This window comes from Aliiglaciecola aliphaticivorans, assembly GCF_054782055.1.
Window position 1 is genome coordinate 68,777 of sequence record NZ_BAAGTF010000010.1, and the last position, 17,911, is coordinate 86,687.

The window sequence follows — 17,911 nt, forward strand, 5'->3', positions numbered from 1 at the left end:
TTTGCCAGTTAACCGCGTTACCATTAAAGATCATTCCGCTGAAGCGAACCTATTTGCAAGACGAAGTTTTATTGCAATGGTGTTAGTTTGTGTGGCGATGATCTTAATCATAAGTAACTTATACTACTTACAAGTATCTAAACATTCTGATTATCAAACCCGTTCTAACGGAAATCGCATAAAAGTTCTCCCCGTTGCGCCCAACCGCGGCTTAATTTATGACAGAAACGGGATTTTGTTAGCTGAAAATCGCCCGGTATTCTCGTTGGAGCTTATTCCTGAAGAAATTGACGATCTAGATGGCACCCTTGCTGAACTAAGCAAACTGTTAGACCTAAGCGAAGATGAAATTACCGATTTTAAAGAGAATATGAAACGGGTCAGACGATTTAAGCCGGTATCCCTGCGGAATCGACTGAGTAATAATGAAGTTGCTCTGTTTTCAGCGAGTCAACACAAATTCCCTGGAGTTTCTATTGAGGCTAGATTAACACGCCATTACCCGTTTGGCAGTGCCCTGACTCATGCATTAGGCTATGTGGCGAGGATCAATAAAAAGGATCTGCAGAAACTCAGTGAAGCCGGTCAAGAAGACAACTATGCTGCCACCCATGATATCGGCAAACTAGGCATTGAAAAATATCATGAGGAATTGTTACATGGCTCTGTGGGTTATCAAGAAGTTGAAGTGAATAGCAAGGGCCGCATTATTCGCACTTTAAACTTTCAACCACCCGAACCAGGGCAAGACTTGATCCTCAACATTGACGTTAAAATGCAATTGGAAATTCAAAGTGTTTTGGGTGATACCCGAGGTTCAGTGGTTGCACTGGATGCAAAAACCGGTGGCGTTTTAGCACTTTATAGCAATCCCAGTTACGATCCCAATTTATTTGTTCATGGTATTAGTAGTAAAAACTACGCCAAATTATTGCAATCAACAGACAGACCTTTAATAAACCGAGCAACCCAAGGTCAATACCCCCCAGCATCCACGGTAAAACCCCATTTAGCCCTTGCAGGTTTAGAAGAAGGTGTCATCGATAGTGAAACTCGCTTATTTGATAATGGACGTTACAAACTCAAAAATGTCAGTCATGTGTGGCGAGATTGGATCCCATGGGGACACGGCTGGGTAGATGTCAAAAAATCCGTTGAAGTCTCCTGCGACTTCTTCTTTTACGACTTAGCTTACCATTTAGGTATCGATCGTATTAATGAAACCATGACTGAATTTGGCTTTGGTGATTACACTGGAGTAGATATTTACGAAGAGTCCGATGGCAATATGCCAAGTCGCGGTTGGAAAAAAGCACGGTACAACGAACCTTGGTATATAGGGGATACGATTTCAGTGGGAATTGGTCAAAGTTATTGGACGGCAACACCACTACAATTAGTCAAATCGGTGAATACCCTAGTGAACAAAGGTAAAAGAATTGTTCCTCAAATTTTACGGGGCCGAATTGTACATAACGAAATGATTTTAGATCCCCTAAAAGAATTGCAACCCATTGCCATTAAAAATAGTGAAAATTGGGATTTAGTTTTGTCCTCTATGTACGGTGTTATTCATGAGCCTCATGGAACAGCAAGAGGAGCATTTAAAAATGTGAATTATGAGCCCGCAGGTAAAACCGGTACAGCTCAAGTGGTATCCATTGCTCAAGACGCAAAATATGATGCTGAAAAATTAGCTGAGAAACACCGTGACAACGCTATGTACGTTGGCTTTGCACCCTATCAAGACCCGCAAATAAGTATTGCAGTTGCCCTAGAAAATGCTGGAGGCGGAAGCTCACAGGCCGCCCCCATTGCGCGTAAGGTGATGGATTTTTACTTTAAAGATAAACAGCATCAGTTGGTTAAGGCTAAAGCCGAAGAACCAGAAACTGATAATCAGAAAACACAATAAGCCGCGCCTATGTTAAGAACCAAACTAGAACCCAATAAACAGTCTATTTTTACTAAAATACACATAGACCTGACTTTACTAATTGGACTCTTAGTTCTTATGGCTGTTGGTCTAGTCACCATTTATTCCGCCGGTGGTCAGGACATGGCATTAATACAACGGCAGGTAATTCGCCTAGGTGTAGCCTTGTTTGTAATGCTAATACTAGCTCAAATTCCGGTGTTAGCTTATCAACGTATGTCGGTCTACTTTTACATTGCGGGCGTGCTTATGCTGTTAGCCGTGTTACTTTTTGGGGTCTCGGGGAAAGGCGCGCAACGCTGGCTAGATTTAGGCGTAGTTCGATTTCAACCCTCCGAAATAATGAAGTTAGCCGTGCCTATGATGGTTGCTTGGTATATTAGTCGTTTCAATCTGCCCCCAAAAATCTGGAATATTTGCATCGGTTTTTTGTTTGTTGTTGTACCAACTTTACTCATTGCTAAACAACCTGACCTTGGTACCTCTTTATTGATTGCCAGCTCTGGGGTATTCGTTTTGTTTCTTGCCGGTATGAGCTGGAGCCTTATTTTGATGGTTACCTGTTTAGTATCAGCCTTCGCTCCTGTCATGTGGTTTTTCCTGATGAAGGAATACCAAAAACAAAGAGTATTAACTTTCCTCAACCCTGAGAGCGATCCCTTGGGCTCGGGTTATCATATTATTCAATCAAAGATAGCAATAGGCTCTGGCGGCGTTAGTGGTAAGGGCTGGTTGCAAGGCACACAGTCTCAGTTGGAATTTTTACCTGAACGACACACCGACTTCATTTTTGCGGTGTTTAGTGAAGAGTTTGGACTCTTTGGCATTTTAGCGTTATTGGCCATATATTGTTACATCATAGTGGTAGGATTAATGATTGCGATGCGTGCCCAAGATGCTTTTGCAAAACTATTGGCTGGTAGTATTACGTTGACATTCTTTGTTTATGTATTTGTTAACATGGGGATGGTCTCTGGTTTGTTGCCCGTTGTTGGGGTGCCTTTGCCTTTAGTGAGCTATGGAGGCACTTCAATGGTGACTTTATTAGCCGGATTTGGCATTCTAATGGCAATCAGTACACAAAAACGTCTGCTTTCCAGACAATAAAACAAAATAAAAAGGCGAATCCGACGGGAATGGCCATGGAGAGAGAATGCGAGTGTTAGCGAAATTTCTATTCTTTTCAGCGTTAAGTCTTAATGTGAGCAAGGTAACCGCCGAAACGGCAAATACCTCACAGATAGACGCCCAGATTGAAGAGTTCGTGGTAATGATGGCTGAAAAACATCAATTTAATCCAGACGTTATAAAACAAACCTTGGATAGCGCCCATAAAAACCAAACAATTTTAGATGCTATTGCTCGGCCTTGGGAAGCGAAACCTTGGCATCAGTATTTCCCCATTTTTTTGACTGAAAAGCGCCTCGCTAAAGGTATTGAATTTTGGCAACAACATAAAGAAGATTTACAGCGAGCAGAGCAAGAAACGGGAGTACCGGCTCAGATCATTGTCGCAATCATCGGCGTAGAGACATTTTATGGCACCTATAAAGGTAAATATTCGGTATTAGACGCTCTTTATACGCTGGGGTTTTACTACCCTCCCCGCGCGACATTTTTTCGTAGTGAGTTAGCTGAATATTTCCTACTTACGCGAGAAGAAGGCTTCAATTTACAAGATGTAAAAGGCTCATATGCCGGTGCTATGGGTTGGGGACAATTTATCTCATCTAGCTACCGACATTATGCGGTGGATTTTGATGGCGACGGTGTTCGCGATTTATTAAATAATCCAACTGACGCCATTGGAAGTGTCGCCAATTATTTTAAACGCCATGGCTGGAAACCCAACGAGCCCGTAGCTTATAAGGCTAATGTACTAACATCTGATAGTAATATTGATGATCTACTCAGTAAAAGCTTAAAATACACCCATACATGGCAAGATTTAGAGGTTGCAGGTGTAAGCCTTAATGAAAACATAACGTTAAGCCCTCAGCAAAGTGTTAAACTACTGGCATTTCAACAACCCGAAAGTAGCGAATATTGGGTAGGCCTACCTAACTTTTATACCATAACTCGATACAATCATAGCCCATTGTACGCCATGGCGGTATTTCAGTTTAGCCAACAATTAAAGCAAGCTATGGAATAACCATGAAAAGAATTGGATGTTTGATACTGTGTATTTTAATTGCCTCGTGTAGCAATACGGGTCGTTATAGCCAACATTCAGATTCAAAACCAAAATCAATTAGTCAGGATATTGATTTTCGCGATGTGAAGCCTGCCTACGAGCCTTATTTATCTGCATCCATGCGACCTTATACCGTATTAGGAAAATACTATAAACCGTTAAAAACCGGTAAAGGCTACGCTAAACAAGGTATCGCTTCATGGTACGGACAAAAGTTTCATGGCCACTTAACTGCCAATGGCGAAGTTTACAATATGTTTGCCATGAGTGCCGCCCATAAAACCTTACCCCTTCCATCCATCGCTAAAGTAACAAATTTAGAAAATGGGAAAATTGCAGTGGTCCGAGTCAACGATCGCGGACCTTTCCACCATAATCGAATTATTGATTTATCTTATGCCGCGGCGATGAAAATTGGTGTGCTAGATACTGGAACGGCTAAAGTGAAAGTAGAAGTGTTGCACATGGACCAAGCGGGTACTTTGACTGTGGGTAATACTCCAACACCTCCGCCGGCCACCTTAGTAGCGAATAACACCGGAGAACAGTTGTTTATCCAGGTTGCCGCTTTGCAAGATAAATCAAAAGTACAGGCTTTAGCACAAGGTTTACAAAGCCAATATCAGGTATCCGTTAACACACCTAACGAAAACGGACTATTTAGATTGCATTTAGGTCCGCTCAATGATGAAAGCCACGCGGATCAACTGTTACAACAACTGAAAGTAGATGGTTACAGCAGTGCTTTTCGCATTTATAGTCAGGCAACTCCCCCGTAAATGCTAAGCCACATTCAACCTTTCTAAACCGGTAGCGTCGAATAAACCGAAAGACCAATAAACTTTTCTTAGGTTTTAACTGTCATACTAAGCAGGGTAATTTGCCCATTTACTGATTCTACGTTGAAGCCAATATATTTATATTGGTTGCAAAGATGTCGTCCGCCATAAAATCTGAACGATTAAACGAACTTGATGATATTTTTCACGAAAGTAAATGACAGAAATGATATATTACGCAGCGCTCACGAAACACTTTTCAAAAGATAAATAAAAATGGTAGGTCAATGAACAATTTTAAGTCTATTTTATTCGGGTTATTTTGCTCAGTTAGCACAGCTGTATTTTCCGTTAGTGCCTTCTCAGCAGTGGTTATCCCCCCTCCTCCGACCGTAGCCGCTAAGGGCTTCTTGTTGATGGATCATAATACGGGTCACGTGATAGCTGAGTTAAATGCGGATATTCAACTAGCACCTGCAAGCTTAACAAAAATGATGACCAGTTACGTGATTGGAAATGAGCTTAAGCTAGGCAATATTTCAGAATCCGATATGGTCACAGTGTCTGAAAATGCATGGGCGAAAAACTTTCCAGACTCTTCAAAGATGTTCATCGAAGTAGGTAAACAAGTCTCCGTGCACGATTTAAATCGCGGTATTATTATTCAATCTGGCAATGATGCCTGTGTTGCCATGGCTGAGCACATCGCAGGAACAGAAGGCGCCTTCGTCAGCCTAATGAATGCCCATGCGGAAAAGTTAGGAATGACCTCAACTCATTTCGTAAACAGCCATGGTTTACATGATGCAGATCACTATACCACCCCTCGGGATATGGCAATTCTAGCCAGTGCGCTAATTAATGATGTGCCGGAAGAATACGCCTTATATGAAGAAAAAGAATTCACTTACAATGATATAAAACAATACAACCGTAACAGTTTGCTTTGGGATAAAAGTTTAAATGTAGACGGAATTAAAACTGGCCACACTTCAGATGCAGGCTATAGCTTAGTGACTTCCGCTACCCAAGGTGATATGCGCTTGGTTGCGGTGGTTATGGGAGCCGATAGCGAAAGAGCCCGTAAGAATGAAAATAAAAAACTTCTAAAATATGGTTTCCGCTTCTTTGAAACTATCACGCCTTATAAAGCTGGAGATAGCTTCGTTTCTCATCGCATTTATATGGGTGATAAAGAAACCGTAGACTTGGGAATTAACCAAGACACCCCCATAACTATACCTAGAGGTCAGGTCAAAAACCTTAAAGCAAACTTTGAATTGGAAAAAAGCTTGGAAGCTCCCCTCGCCAAAGGTGAAGTGGTAGGCAAGCTATTTTTACAACTTGAAGGGGAAGATATTGCTGAATATCCTTTAGTCGCTTTACAAGAAGTGCAAGAAGGTGGCTTGTTTGACCGAGCGTACGATTATATAAAATTACAACTTGGATTTGATGAGTAGTTTATCTACTCATTTTCAAATCCCCAAAATAGTTAAGAGATAAAAGTGGATACTAAATTCGATCAATTGTTGGATTTTCCTTGTTTACAGACATTTAAAGTAATGGGAGTCGCCCATGAGCGACTCCCTAATGACGTAATTTCTTGTTTGCAAAATCACGCGCCGGGTGATTATAGTCCAAGGGTAAAACCAAGCTCTAAAGGAACATATCATTCGTTATCCATTAGCGTAAAAGTCACGAGCAAAGAACATATGGAAACCATCTACACTGAACTATCTAACCTGGAATTGGTAAGAGTTGTTCTGTAATGAAAGCAGTGGGATGTTTTGTATAATATGTCTCTAATTGTTCGTCAACTTGGTAAACAAAGTTACCACCCAATCTGGCAAGCAATGCAAGATTTCACTGACAATCGAGACACCTCAGTTGCAGATGAAATTTGGCTAGTTGAACATTTGCCGGTATTTACCCAAGGTCAAGCGGGTAAAGAAGAACACTTACTGGCACCAGGGGATATCCCCGTGGTAAAAGTAGACAGAGGTGGTCAAGTGACTTATCACGGTCCTGGCCAACAAACCATGTATGTTCTATTAAATATTAAGCGACGTAAGCTGGGGGTTAGAAACTTAGTTACTGCCCTTGAAAATAGTGTGGTAAATACGTTGCAAGATTATTCAATAGACGCCTACCCTAAAGCGGATGCACCTGGGGTATATGTTGACCATAAAAAAGTTTGTTCAGTGGGGCTTCGTATTCGTAAAGGCTGCTCGTTTCATGGCTTAGCCTTAAATGTAAATATGGACTTGTCTCCATTTAACCGTATTAATCCTTGTGGCTATGCGGGGCTTGAAATGATAAATTGCGCAACTATAGGTGGACCGCAAACGGTGAATGAAGCTGGAACTAAATTAGTTGAGCATTTTTGCAATTTGTTAAATATCGATCACAAAGAATATAAAGAAGGTTTTGATGAGTAACGCACGACCACAAGCAGGAGTTAAACTCCGCGATGATGAGAAAGTAAAACACATTCCCATTACGATTGTTCCTACAGAAAAGGAGCAAATGTTGCGTAAGCCTGAGTGGATCAAAATTAAATTACCCCGTACAACGGAAAAAATTGATCACATTAAACAAACCTTGCGCAAAAATAACCTGTACTCAGTATGTGAAGAAGCAAGTTGCCCTAACCTGGCAGAATGTTTTAATCACGGTACGGCTACTTTTATGATTTTAGGCGATATCTGTACTCGTCGCTGCCCATTTTGTGACGTTGCCCATGGTAAACCTTTACCTCCTAGTGCAGAAGAACCCATTAAACTGGCAAAAACCATTGCTGAGATGGGTTTAAAATATGTGGTTATCACCTCTGTTGACCGTGATGACCTTCGCGATGGTGGTGCTCAACATTTTGTTGATTGTATCAATGCTATCCGTGAGCACAGCCCTACCACAAAAATTGAAGTGCTTGTGCCCGACTTCCGTGGACGTATGGACCGTGCTTTAGAGATATTTAAGCAAGGCGTTCCAGATGTGTTTAATCATAATTTGGAAACTATCCCGCGCCTTTATCGTGAATGTCGTCCAGGAGCAAATTATCAGTGGTCCTTAGATCTTCTTAAGAAATTCAAAGAGCAGCACCCTGAAATCCCTACGAAGTCAGGTTTGATGATGGGTATGGGAGAGGACAAACAAGAAATCAGTGTGGTGTTAGATGACTTACGCGCCCATAACGTTGATATGCTCACCTTGGGTCAATATTTACAACCAAGTAAACATCACTACCCATTAAAGCGCTACATACACCCAAGTGAATTTGACGAATTGGGTGATTATGCTCATAGCATTGGTTTTACTCATGCGGCCTGTGGCCCTATGGTTCGTTCTAGCTATCATGCAGATAAACAAGCGGCTGGTGTTGAAGTAAAATAATTAATTACGGCACTAACTAGTTTACGGATGAATTAAAGCCCGTTAATGTAATCATTAACGGGCTTTTTAATTTTAAGGAACGACATTGAAAACATTCAGCGCGATCTTCGTCATTTTCACCTTTTTTTCGTATTCCGCTTTAAGTAAAGTACAAACTGAATGGCGAGCACCGCGATTAGAAAATCAAGTGTATATGCAGACTGAAGAAGGCTTAGTGATCATAGAGCTAGCCCCCTTTATTGCTCCTAATCATGTGAAACGATTTAAAAACTTAGTTAATGAAGGGTATTACGATGGCTTGGACTTTTATCGAGTGATAGATGGTTTTGTTGCTCAGGCAGGTGATGTTGACGAAAAAAAGCCCACTCAGTTTAATCGTCAGTTAGCGGCGGAGTTTACCCGATCGATCCCGCCAATAAGTGCATTTCAATTGGAACAAAAGAATGATTTCATGGCCCCTGAAACGGGTTACTTACATGAATTTCCAGCTGGCCGAGATTTACAAACCAAAGAAGAGTGGCTGCTGCATTGTCCAGGAAATGTAGCTATGGCCAGAGAGGTAGATAAAGACTCTGCTAGCACGCACTTTTACATTGTCATAGGTCAAGCCACGCGGCACCTCGACCGCAATATGAGCTCTTTTGGTCAAGTCATTTACGGCATGCACGTTGTTCAATCATTAAAACGCGCACATGTTAATGTAGCCACTGGCTTAATCGAAAAAAGTGGGCAACGTAGTAAAATACAATGGATTAAAATGGCTGAGAATATCGCCCCTGACCAACGCATCAAAATTGAAATACAAAAACAAGATTCAAACGCCTTTCAAGAGCGTTTACGCAGTTCTCGAAATTTAGAAAATGAGTTTTTTCATTTTAAAGGCAATGGAAACTTAGATATGTGCTACTACAAGCCAAAAGCTCTGATTCACGAATAAATATCGGATAAATACAGATAGAATAAAAACACAGGGGCTAAAAGCTCAGCACTAACAAGTAACGCCCCAACGGTAAAACAACATTAGTTAAGTGGGTTTATTCTTAAGAATTTGAAAATAGCCTGGCAATATGGACTTCAGTAATGTTTTACTGGATGGCGTCAGAGATAATACCAGCGCCCTTGCATCTTGATTATCTTTTTTGGAAGTCAATAAACTATCTTTTGCAAGGGTCTTGATTGCTCTGCTCAACACAGGCTTAGATACATCTAAGCGTTCTGCTATTTCATGAGCATAAAGGTAGTTCCGCTCCGGCTCTCGATCAATCACCATTAACACCAAAAACCGCAGTTGAGACAGGTTGTGGGACGCAAAATAGTCTTCTAATTTACGCAGCAAAATGCTGAATTCTCGTAACCCTTGTAACTGATTAGCCACTTCTTCTGTTTGCCCGGGAAAATACGCCTCACTATATTGCTTTATCATAGATTGGGTAGGCAACTCTTTTAAGAAAAACATATTGTTACGCTCAAACCACTATTTACGTAAAGTCATAGCTTTTATGTCAACAGGTTCAGCTAACCACTCTTGGTAAGCTGAAAATACCTTTTTTGTATAATCTCGCTGGTAATGCTGCTCAAGGGCTGCTTCATCTAGCCATTGCTCGTATAAAAAGAGCTGCGTCAGGCCTTGATTGGTGTGCACATCAAATCGCACACACCCCTCTTCTTTACGAGTGCTTTCCACTATACCCAAAATCGCTTTCTCGGCGGATGTAAAATACTCGGGTTTTGGCGTAATACTAGCGAAGATGCAGTGCATTATGATGTCCTTAACAAATAATATAGTTACCATGGTAACTATATGCTGGGACTTGTCAATCCTAGATTTTGACTAGCAACACTTAATGTTAGTCAATTTATGCACAAACGAGTTCAATTTGACTGCCACCTCTACCTGATTTCACGTCAACACGCAGCGCCATTTGACTTTTCAATTCGCTGACATGAGAAATGATACCAATCATGCGACCAGTGGATTGTAAATCGATTAAGGTGCGTATGGCCAAATCTAAGGATTCAGAATCTAAACTGCCAAATCCTTCATCAATGAATAATGTATCAAGGCGAATTCCCCCTGAATATGACTGGACTACATCAGATAGCCCCAGAGCAAGAGATAAAGCAGCCATAAAGGATTCCCCTCCTGAGAGCGTCGCCACTGGTCGAGACTTACCTGTATAGGCGTCATCTACTTCCAACTCTAGTCCAGAAGCTTTATTACCTTTAGCACGTTCCTCTTTGCGTATAAGTTGATAGCGTCCTTTGCTCATTAGCGACAGTCGCTGGGAAGCTTGTATTAATACATCATCTAACAACACGCTCAATACAAAGCGCTGCAAGCTCACTTTATCCCCTGTGAGTCCATTGGATACCTCATATAAGGTGCCGACAGTTTGATATTCTGCTTCTAGGGCTTGATTCTTTTTATGTGCCGCAATTAACTTTGCTTGCACGGAAATGAGTTGATTTTTACGCTCTTCTAATTCACGCCATTTAGTATCTTTTTCATTGAGAACGCTTTTAGCTTGGGCTAATTCATGGTTAATCAATGCTAGGTTAGGTTTGGATTGATCTTTTAACTCAGATTGAAGTTGCGAAACCGCACCTGTTAAGGTATCTAGCTTAGTTTGAAAATCATCAATATTGCTTTGTAACTCACTTTGCTGTTGTTCACTTAGCAGTGCTCCTAAAAACGCCTCCTCATTTACAAATTCACTTGCACTTAAGCCTTTTTTCCACACACTTTCCGCATCGTGACTTTCCGTTTCAAGTTCAAATACGTTTGCCTGCAACGCTTTATTTTTAGCATGCTCTTGGTCAAAGTTAGACTGGGCATTGTCTTTGGTTTGACGAGCCGAGACCAAAGTTTGATTAAGCTGAGCAATCTTCTGTTTGAAAATATCAATACGAGATTCAAGTTCAGGAATATTGCGTTGGGATTCTGGTATTTGCTGCTCTAACTGTTCTACATTCGCATTAGCTGTAATTAAGTTTTTCTCATCCAGAGCTGATTTTTCCTGTAAAGCCGCGTTTTTATCTTGTTCTTCTTTAAGTTTGTTTTTATTCAGTTGCAGGCTTTCTGCCACGCCCTTTAATCTTGCTTGCACCGATAGCAACTCAGTGACTTTGCTTTGCTGGGTATTATGTTCAGTTTGCAGCACTTCTACCTTTTTAACCGCAACTTCTCCTAACTCCTTTTGTAAACTATCAATTAGACTTTGTTTAACGGTTTCATTCGCTACTGCAGTATCAAATTCAGCTTTAGCAATATCCAGGGCCTGACGTGCTTGTTGCTCAATATTTCTGACTTCTTCGACTTTATCTTTGCTGGTAAATTCCATATCCGATTGTGTGGTAGCAATATTAGGATGTTGTAAGCTACCGCAAACAGGACAAGGCTCTCCATCGCTAAGTTCTTTAGCTAAAATGGCCGCTTGGCTAGCATGCCAAGACATCTCGGTTTGTTTAACCAAGGTTGAGCTTTCTAATAAATGATTTTGGGCAGAATCGTAGCGACTTTTCTCATTGGCACTTAGCTGTTGTAACTGTTTCAATTCACTAAATAAACGTTGTAATTTTTTAGCCTTAGTCAATATCTGAGTTTGTTTTTCAAGTAACAGCTTTTCATCAGCAATGGAGCTAACCTGTTCAGATAGTTCATGCCATTGTTGTTCTAAAAGCTGAATTTCACATTGGATTGCATGAATTCGACCGCGCTGTGCATCAAGCTTTATTTTACTTTCGGCGGCTTGTGTTTCGGTTTTAGACTTTATCTTTTTGGCAACCTCTAGATTGCGTGCTAAGTTTAAGTATTGTTCAACTTCCGACAGTTGTTTTTGTTTTGATTCAACTTGTTGTTGCTCAATCTGTGCACTGTTAAAACCTTCTAACGCTTGTTTTAATAAGGAGTCGCATTTACCCAATTCAATTTGACTATCCCTCAGTTTTTGCTTCCCTTGGGTTAACTTTAACCCTGCAACCCTTTTCCCATTGTAGTAAGGCGATAATTTTTGCGCGTTTAACCCTAGTTTAAGTTGATGTTTCTGCTTGTCTATTTCGGGCGTCAGTTCTTTGTGCTGTTCTAATTGTTTGTTTTTCAGCTCATAATCGACGAACTTTTTACCTAATTGATTGGCTGCATCTAAGGCTTTTTCAGTTTGTCTAACGAACTGTTCCGCATCTTGCTTGTGAGTCAAGGCTACTTCAAGTTCTGGTTTGATTTGAACGATACTGGTATCAACCTGCTCTTGTGAGTTGACATCAGCACTTTGCAAAATGCCTTTTATTTGATTCTGATGTTGTTCTACCGCTTTTTTAATGTCTGCAGCTTTGACTTTTAATGCATCTTCAATCTTTTTATAAATGGAAGTTTGAAATAGCTGACTAAATATTTTTTCGCGATCTTTAGAGTCGGCTAACAACAATTCTCTAAATTTGCCTTGGGGTAAAACCATAACTTGTCGAAACTGTTCAACATCTAAACCCATAAGGCGTTTAATTTGCTGATCAGCTTCTTTTACGCTTGATGACACTAATAGTTTATGATTATCACTACCATCTAACTCCCACAGGGTTGCTTTTGAATTTTGCGACGTAGTGCCTTCCCCTACACTCTTAGCTCTTTCTTGCATGGGTATACGGGATATTCGATAGGCTTTATTGCCCAAGCTGAAATCTAAGGTTACTTGGGTGAGTAAATTAATCTCTGCAAAGTCACAACGCATTTGCGAAGCAGAACGCTCAGCCCCCGTTGTTTGCCCATATAGCGCAAAACAAATGGCATCTAATATTGAACTTTTTCCAGCCCCCGTGGGGCCATTGATTAAAAATAAAGGGTTGGCACCTAAATCAGCAAAATCGATGCTTTCAGTGCCTGAAAACGGGCCAAAAGCGTGCACAGTGAGTTTAAGCGGCTTCATCGTTATCCCTTTATTTAGTTAGATTATTGATCAATTCAGTAACCAGCTTGTCCTGATCTTCTGACATCTCTTGGCCAGCAATTTGTGAGTAGAAATCGCGAAACATTTCGAGTTCTCCCCGCTTTAACGATTCTTGTTTCAACTGAGAGGCATTAGATTCAAGCATGCCAGGTTTTTCAAGGTGTAAAACATTTGGGTAGACTTCTCTTAACTTACCCATGGGATCTAAAATGGCGTGTTTATCTAATAGCCTCACTAAAAGGTAATCATCGTTATTGAGGTCGACTTTTCCCTGCTGCAAAATAGTGTTTAATTCACCTTCAATAATGCGCATATCCCTAAGTGGAATGAGAGGTAAATGTTGCATTGAGACTGATTCACCACTGCCCACCTCAACAAGGGTCACGCCTTTTTTCTGATTTTGCTCAGAAAAGCTATACTTCATAATCGAACCTGAATAACGAATATGTTCTTGACCTTTAAACTGTGGGCTATGCAGATGACCTAAAGCCACATAGTCAAAGTCGACACAAGGATGATAGCTAACACGGTCGGCACCGCCTATCTGCAATGGTCTTTCGGAATCAGATTCAGTTGCCCCATCAATAAAACAATGACTGATAAGCACATTCTTTTGCTTCTCTGACATCACCTTTTTTATTTTCTCAACCAAGAAAGTATGGGCTTCATCATAGTTAGCCACGTCCACACCAAAGGTATTTCTCACCATCGCCGGTTCACAATAAGGAATGCCGTAAAACGCCACTTCCACGCCTTTGACCTGGATGACGGTTGGTTGCGTAATCTGCTGTAAATCTCCTAGGATATGTAAACCCGACTGTTTCATCTGATTCGCGCCAAATCGGACTCTTTCGGCACTATCATGGTTACCAGGGATCAAAATTGTAGGTATGTTTAGGTCCATACAAATGGTACTTAGCACAGTGTCTAATAATTCAACTCCGCTGGCCGGCGGTAAAGCGCGATCATAAATATCACCAGCGATAATGAGTGCATCAACCTCGTGTTGCTTAATGTGATCAATTAACTGATTTAAGACATATTCTTGATCTTCAAGCAAAGAGACGTTGTGGAATTGGCGGCCAATATGCCAGTCTGAGGTATGTAAAAACTTCACGAATATCCTATAAATTAGAGCAGTTAGAAACAATGTAATTACAACAAAAAGACGAGACCAAAGTCTCGTCTATGATACTACCCCATCATCGATGGGCTTAAAAACGCAGTTTGCTAAGTAAACCTTGTTTACTGTGCCTGTAGTGAGTTTGATTAACTTTTTTGGCTCTCAATCCAACGATCAATTTTAGCTTCTAGAATTGGCATAGGTAACGCGCCATCAATCAACACTTGGGTATGAAATTTTCGTACGTCAAACTTGTCACCAAGGGCAGCAGAAGCTTTATTGCGCAACATACGGATATGTCGCTGACCAATTTTATACGCAAGGGCTTGCCCACCGATAGAAATATAACGCTCAACTTCTGCCACCACATCGCTTTTAGCCATGGATGAATTCTCTAGCATAAAGTCAATTGCTTGCTCACGTGTCCAGCCAAACGCATGCAAGCCGGTATCTACAACTAAACGCATCGCACGAAGTTGTTCATCACTTAAGCGGCCGTACCACATGTATGGGTCAGTAAACAGACCTAACTCTTTTCCTAAGCTTTCGGCATATAATGCCCACCCTTCTGCAAACACAGTATAACCGCCAAATTTACGGAATTTAGGTAAGCCTTCCACTTCTTGCTGAATGGCAATTTGGAAGTGATGCCCCGGGGCAGCTTCATGAATACTCAAAGTTTCCAAAGAAAATTTTGGCTGACCTTTAAGATCTCGCGTATTAATATAAAAAATCCCTGGTCTGGAGCCATCCGGAGAAGGAGGCATGTAACTAGCTCCGGCTTCTGAGGCTTCTCGGTAAGCTTCAACCGGTTTCACCACATAATCGGCTTTTGGAAAGACTTCAAACAATAATGGCAATTTTTGATTAATTTTTTCTTTTACTTCTGTGTAGCCATCAATGATCCCTTGTTTAGAGTCGAAATAGAATTGGTCATCTGTGCGTAAAAACTCAAAAAATGCAGGTAAATCGCCTTCAAAACCAACCGTTTCTTTAACCTTAACCATTTCTGATAAAATACGGGCCACTTCTTGTTTACCAAACTCATGTATTTCTTGAGCAGTTAGGGGCAAAGTGGTGTTGGTTTCGATACGGTATTCATACCACTTTTTGCCATTAGGAAGGGCCGATAAGCCTACGCTATCCCGTCCATTTTCTAGATACTCACCTTCCACAAATGTTGCAACCTTGTCATAGGCAGGGATAATAATCTGCTCAATAACGGCAATATACTCACTTTTTAGTGTGGCTTTCTCTTCTTCGGAAATATTTTCATTATCATCTAATGCGGCAACAGGACCGTAAAATACACTCTTGCTCACATCATCAACTACATGGGCTTTCAATTGGGGAACAAGCTTTCTAATAATAGGCTTAGGGTGCACTACCCCTGCTTTGATACCTTCCTGCATGGTGGTGATCACGCTGTCCATATAAGCAGCAAAACCCTCAGAACGTTTCATAAAGTTACGATAATCTTGTGCATTATTAAAAGGCTGTGCGCTGCTACCTGAGCCTAACATGGCAAAATAACTATGTACGCCACCGAACTGACTAATGGGCATCAGGTGTTCAGGTAATTCATAGCCGCGAATATCCACTTCAAGATCACGTTTCAAGATTTCATAACTGAGCAAATCTTGACCTCTCAATTTACTAGGATCAATTTGATTAACTGCTGCTAAATATTTTTTATCCAACGCCAAATGTTTAGCTAGAACTTTATCGCTAAGAGGTTCATTAAATTGATCGTTATATTTGGTTTCTCCCATAAAAGTCGAGTAGACCGGGTTAAGCGCCATACTCTCATCAAAATAATTTTCAGCTAAGGTTTGAATTTTTTGTGACTCGGTTAACTGTGATGCTTGTGGCGCAGCAACTGGACTAGTAGTCTTGCTTACATTATTGTTTGCGGCACAACCGACTAAAGCAATAGATACAGACATTGCAATCAGAGCCTGTTTAACGGCTAAGTTACTAACTGTGAATTTCATATATTTTCCTGTGTAAGTGCATATTTTTATTATTGAAGGTTAAGCATAACAAAGCACTTTGCTTCTAGCTTGTTAAAACAAACTCTGTAACATTTTTTATGCTTATTCGACTTCCCTTAATTTAATGGGACTGAATAAGGTGAAGCCTTGTCTGCCTCCCATCTAAATAACGTACCCCTGCTCTGTCAAAAAACGCGTTCTCCTCTAACATAATGCGAATCTCTTTTTTCCATTCTGGAATAAAGCTAGCCGCATTCAGTTCAATGGAATAAGCGGTGTTGTAATGCAATGGGTAATCACCCGTAACAGGCACACCACCTTGGGAATCCCACATGCCTAATGTGGTACCAGCTGCATGTCCGTGATAGCCAATAGGGTGAGTATAAATGGAAGGTTTAATGCCTTGTGCAATAGCTTGCTGACGCGACATTTTAAGAACTTGATTACCCGTTCTACCCACTTTGAAGTTCTGGGTGAATATATCCTGTAATTGATTGGCCTTTGCAAAGGCTTCTTTTAAGTAGCTAGGCGCATCTGTTTCCCCTGGTTTTAGTACATAGGCGTGTTGTTGTTGATCAGAATTTAACCTCAGGTAGACCAAACCAAAATCCACATGTAAAAGGTCTCCAGGTTGAATTACTTGTTCAACATTAGTGCCGGTAAACGCTTTTAGGTGGTCAAATTTTACAGAGCTTGAACGCTGAATGGATACTGAGGGATGAAACCAATTTATTAATTTTAGTTCTCTGCTTTTTTCTCGCAACCACCAAACCACATCCTCAGTAGTGGTTTTACCCGGTGTAATGACCTGATTAGAAAAGGCTTCGGCGATTAAACTATGACCGATTTTAATTAACTCTGGATATATTTGCATTTCTTTAGGACTGCGGGTTTCTAACCAAGCAATTGCTAAATTTTGTGATGAAACCACCTTGTTCGACAACTCATTAGGTAGTGCATCCATTAACTCTTGGTGTTCAGTCGCAGTGACCCCATCGGCTAAGGCAAAATGATCAGATTTATTGATGGCAATTTTTTGTGGATTTTTTTGCTGTATTAGCTCAACGAGTCGTTGCCATTGATTCGGTTGTTGTTCTTTATTCCAGCCCTTTCTAAACATACTATCAACGTCATAACGACTCACCGCAAGACGTTCAATGGGTTGCCCTTTCCCGGGGTTAAACAATACTAATATCGTTCTGCGACGTGCTGACAACCAAGTCGCTGGCAACATGGTTTTTAACACAGGGTCTTCGTTGTATTCCCTGGATATCAGGATCCACATGTCAATTCCTTCCCGCTCCATTAACTGAGGAAGGATGTTTTCCAAGCGATCTTTGAGAATGTCATCTATTACTGTAGCGCGCTCCCGCATACTCAGCACTTCAGCCTGGGAGTAGCCTGCAAACAGTGTACTAGCCAGGATTAGCAGTAATGGCGCGATTGTTTTTATATTTACCAAAATTGATCCTTTATTTTCCAACAAGCAGTTCCATCAACCCGTCCCTTCAATTAGTGATTAATGGCGACGAGCCCGTTTAAATTATTT

General features: G+C 40.9%; 15 protein-coding genes. 9 read left to right on the plus strand and 6 right to left on the minus strand.

Translation table 11 applies throughout. The features are described 5' to 3' along the window. Window position 1: 1 nt before the first annotated feature. From mrdA to ACYVIL_RS05720, 9 genes are all read left to right on the plus strand, one after another. On the plus strand, window positions 2-1,915 hold the full coding sequence (gene mrdA, locus ACYVIL_RS05680; RefSeq protein ID WP_460311866.1) for a penicillin-binding protein 2: 1,914 nt from the start codon (window positions 2-4) through the stop codon (window positions 1,913-1,915). A gap of 9 nt (window positions 1,916-1,924) precedes the next feature. Then, window positions 1,925-3,043 (plus strand): rod shape-determining protein RodA, encoded by a 1,119-nt coding sequence (gene rodA / locus ACYVIL_RS05685; RefSeq protein WP_303471757.1) that lies wholly within the window; start codon window positions 1,925-1,927, stop codon window positions 3,041-3,043. Window positions 3,044-3,089: 46 nt separating this feature from the next. Further along, window positions 3,090-4,091, plus strand: coding sequence for a lytic murein transglycosylase B (mltB, locus tag ACYVIL_RS05690; protein ID WP_460311867.1), 1,002 nt, complete (start codon window positions 3,090-3,092; stop codon window positions 4,089-4,091). A 2-nt stretch (window positions 4,092-4,093) separates the two neighbouring features. After that, window positions 4,094-4,912: a septal ring lytic transglycosylase RlpA family protein gene (locus ACYVIL_RS05695; protein ID WP_460311868.1), complete on the plus strand. Its 819-nt coding sequence runs from the start codon at window positions 4,094-4,096 to the stop codon at window positions 4,910-4,912. Between the two features lie 287 nt (window positions 4,913-5,199). Next, window positions 5,200-6,372: a serine hydrolase gene (locus ACYVIL_RS05700; RefSeq protein ID WP_303471748.1), complete on the plus strand. Its 1,173-nt coding sequence runs from the start codon at window positions 5,200-5,202 to the stop codon at window positions 6,370-6,372. 45 nt (window positions 6,373-6,417) lie between these two features. Beyond that, window positions 6,418-6,681 carry a DUF493 family protein YbeD gene (gene ybeD / locus ACYVIL_RS05705; RefSeq protein ID WP_303471745.1) on the plus strand — a complete coding sequence of 88 codons (264 nt, stop codon included), beginning with the start codon at window positions 6,418-6,420 and terminating at the stop codon, window positions 6,679-6,681. A gap of 18 nt (window positions 6,682-6,699) precedes the next feature. Then, entirely contained in the window at window positions 6,700-7,350 is a 651-nt protein-coding gene (lipB, locus tag ACYVIL_RS05710) for a lipoyl(octanoyl) transferase LipB (protein ID WP_303471743.1), read from the plus strand. Then, window positions 7,343-8,305, plus strand: a complete 963-nt coding sequence (gene lipA / locus ACYVIL_RS05715) for a lipoyl synthase (protein WP_460311869.1) — start codon at window positions 7,343-7,345, stop codon at window positions 8,303-8,305. Before lipB ends, lipA begins: the two co-directional genes overlap by 8 nt. Before the next feature lie 85 nt (window positions 8,306-8,390). Continuing rightward, entirely contained in the window at window positions 8,391-9,242 is an 852-nt protein-coding gene (locus ACYVIL_RS05720; protein ID WP_460311870.1) for a peptidylprolyl isomerase, read from the plus strand. 87 nt (window positions 9,243-9,329) lie between these two features. Here the strand turns inward: ACYVIL_RS05720 and ACYVIL_RS05725 are convergent, their stop codons facing one another. The 6 genes from ACYVIL_RS05725 to ACYVIL_RS05750 form a co-directional block, all read right to left on the minus strand. Next, complete coding sequence (locus ACYVIL_RS05725; protein WP_303471736.1) at window positions 9,330-9,761, minus strand: MarR family winged helix-turn-helix transcriptional regulator; 432 nt, start codon at window positions 9,759-9,761, stop codon at window positions 9,330-9,332. An 18-nt stretch (window positions 9,762-9,779) separates the two neighbouring features. Then, the gene (locus ACYVIL_RS05730) at window positions 9,780-10,064 is read right to left on the minus strand and encodes a putative quinol monooxygenase (RefSeq protein ID WP_460311871.1); all 285 of its coding nucleotides are present in this window, start codon (window positions 10,062-10,064) and stop codon (window positions 9,780-9,782) included. A gap of 97 nt (window positions 10,065-10,161) precedes the next feature. After that, a complete protein-coding gene (locus ACYVIL_RS05735) occupies window positions 10,162-13,224 on the minus strand; it encodes an AAA family ATPase (protein ID WP_460311872.1) in 3,063 nt (1,020 codons plus the stop codon). 10 nt (window positions 13,225-13,234) lie between these two features. Further along, window positions 13,235-14,362 carry an exonuclease SbcCD subunit D gene (locus ACYVIL_RS05740; RefSeq protein WP_460311873.1) on the minus strand — a complete coding sequence of 376 codons (1,128 nt, stop codon included), beginning with the start codon at window positions 14,360-14,362 and terminating at the stop codon, window positions 13,235-13,237. A 152-nt stretch (window positions 14,363-14,514) separates the two neighbouring features. Then, window positions 14,515-16,362: a DUF885 domain-containing protein gene (locus ACYVIL_RS05745; RefSeq protein ID WP_303471726.1), complete on the minus strand. Its 1,848-nt coding sequence runs from the start codon at window positions 16,360-16,362 to the stop codon at window positions 14,515-14,517. Window positions 16,363-16,483: 121 nt separating this feature from the next. After that, window positions 16,484-17,824: a M24 family metallopeptidase gene (locus ACYVIL_RS05750; protein WP_460311874.1), complete on the minus strand. Its 1,341-nt coding sequence runs from the start codon at window positions 17,822-17,824 to the stop codon at window positions 16,484-16,486. Window positions 17,825-17,911 lie beyond the last annotated feature (87 nt).

Excerpts from the sequence above, each read along its gene's own strand:
- rodA (WP_303471757.1), top strand. The coding sequence starts at position 1,925 with ATGTTAAGAACCAAACTAGAACCCAATAAACAGTCTATTTTTACTAAA.
- mltB (WP_460311867.1), top strand. The coding sequence starts at position 3,090 with ATGCGAGTGTTAGCGAAATTTCTATTCTTTTCAGCGTTAAGTCTTAAT.
- ACYVIL_RS05695 (WP_460311868.1), top strand. The coding sequence starts at position 4,094 with ATGAAAAGAATTGGATGTTTGATACTGTGTATTTTAATTGCCTCGTGT.
- ACYVIL_RS05700 (WP_303471748.1), top strand. The coding sequence starts at position 5,200 with ATGAACAATTTTAAGTCTATTTTATTCGGGTTATTTTGCTCAGTTAGC.
- lipA (WP_460311869.1), top strand. The coding sequence starts at position 7,343 with ATGAGTAACGCACGACCACAAGCAGGAGTTAAACTCCGCGATGATGAG.
- ACYVIL_RS05725 (WP_303471736.1), bottom strand. The coding sequence starts at position 9,761 with ATGTTTTTCTTAAAAGAGTTGCCTACCCAATCTATGATAAAGCAATAT.
- ACYVIL_RS05730 (WP_460311871.1), bottom strand. The coding sequence starts at position 10,064 with ATGCACTGCATCTTCGCTAGTATTACGCCAAAACCCGAGTATTTTACA.
- ACYVIL_RS05735 (WP_460311872.1), bottom strand. The coding sequence starts at position 13,224 with ATGAAGCCGCTTAAACTCACTGTGCACGCTTTTGGCCCGTTTTCAGGC.
- ACYVIL_RS05745 (WP_303471726.1), bottom strand. The coding sequence starts at position 16,362 with ATGAAATTCACAGTTAGTAACTTAGCCGTTAAACAGGCTCTGATTGCA.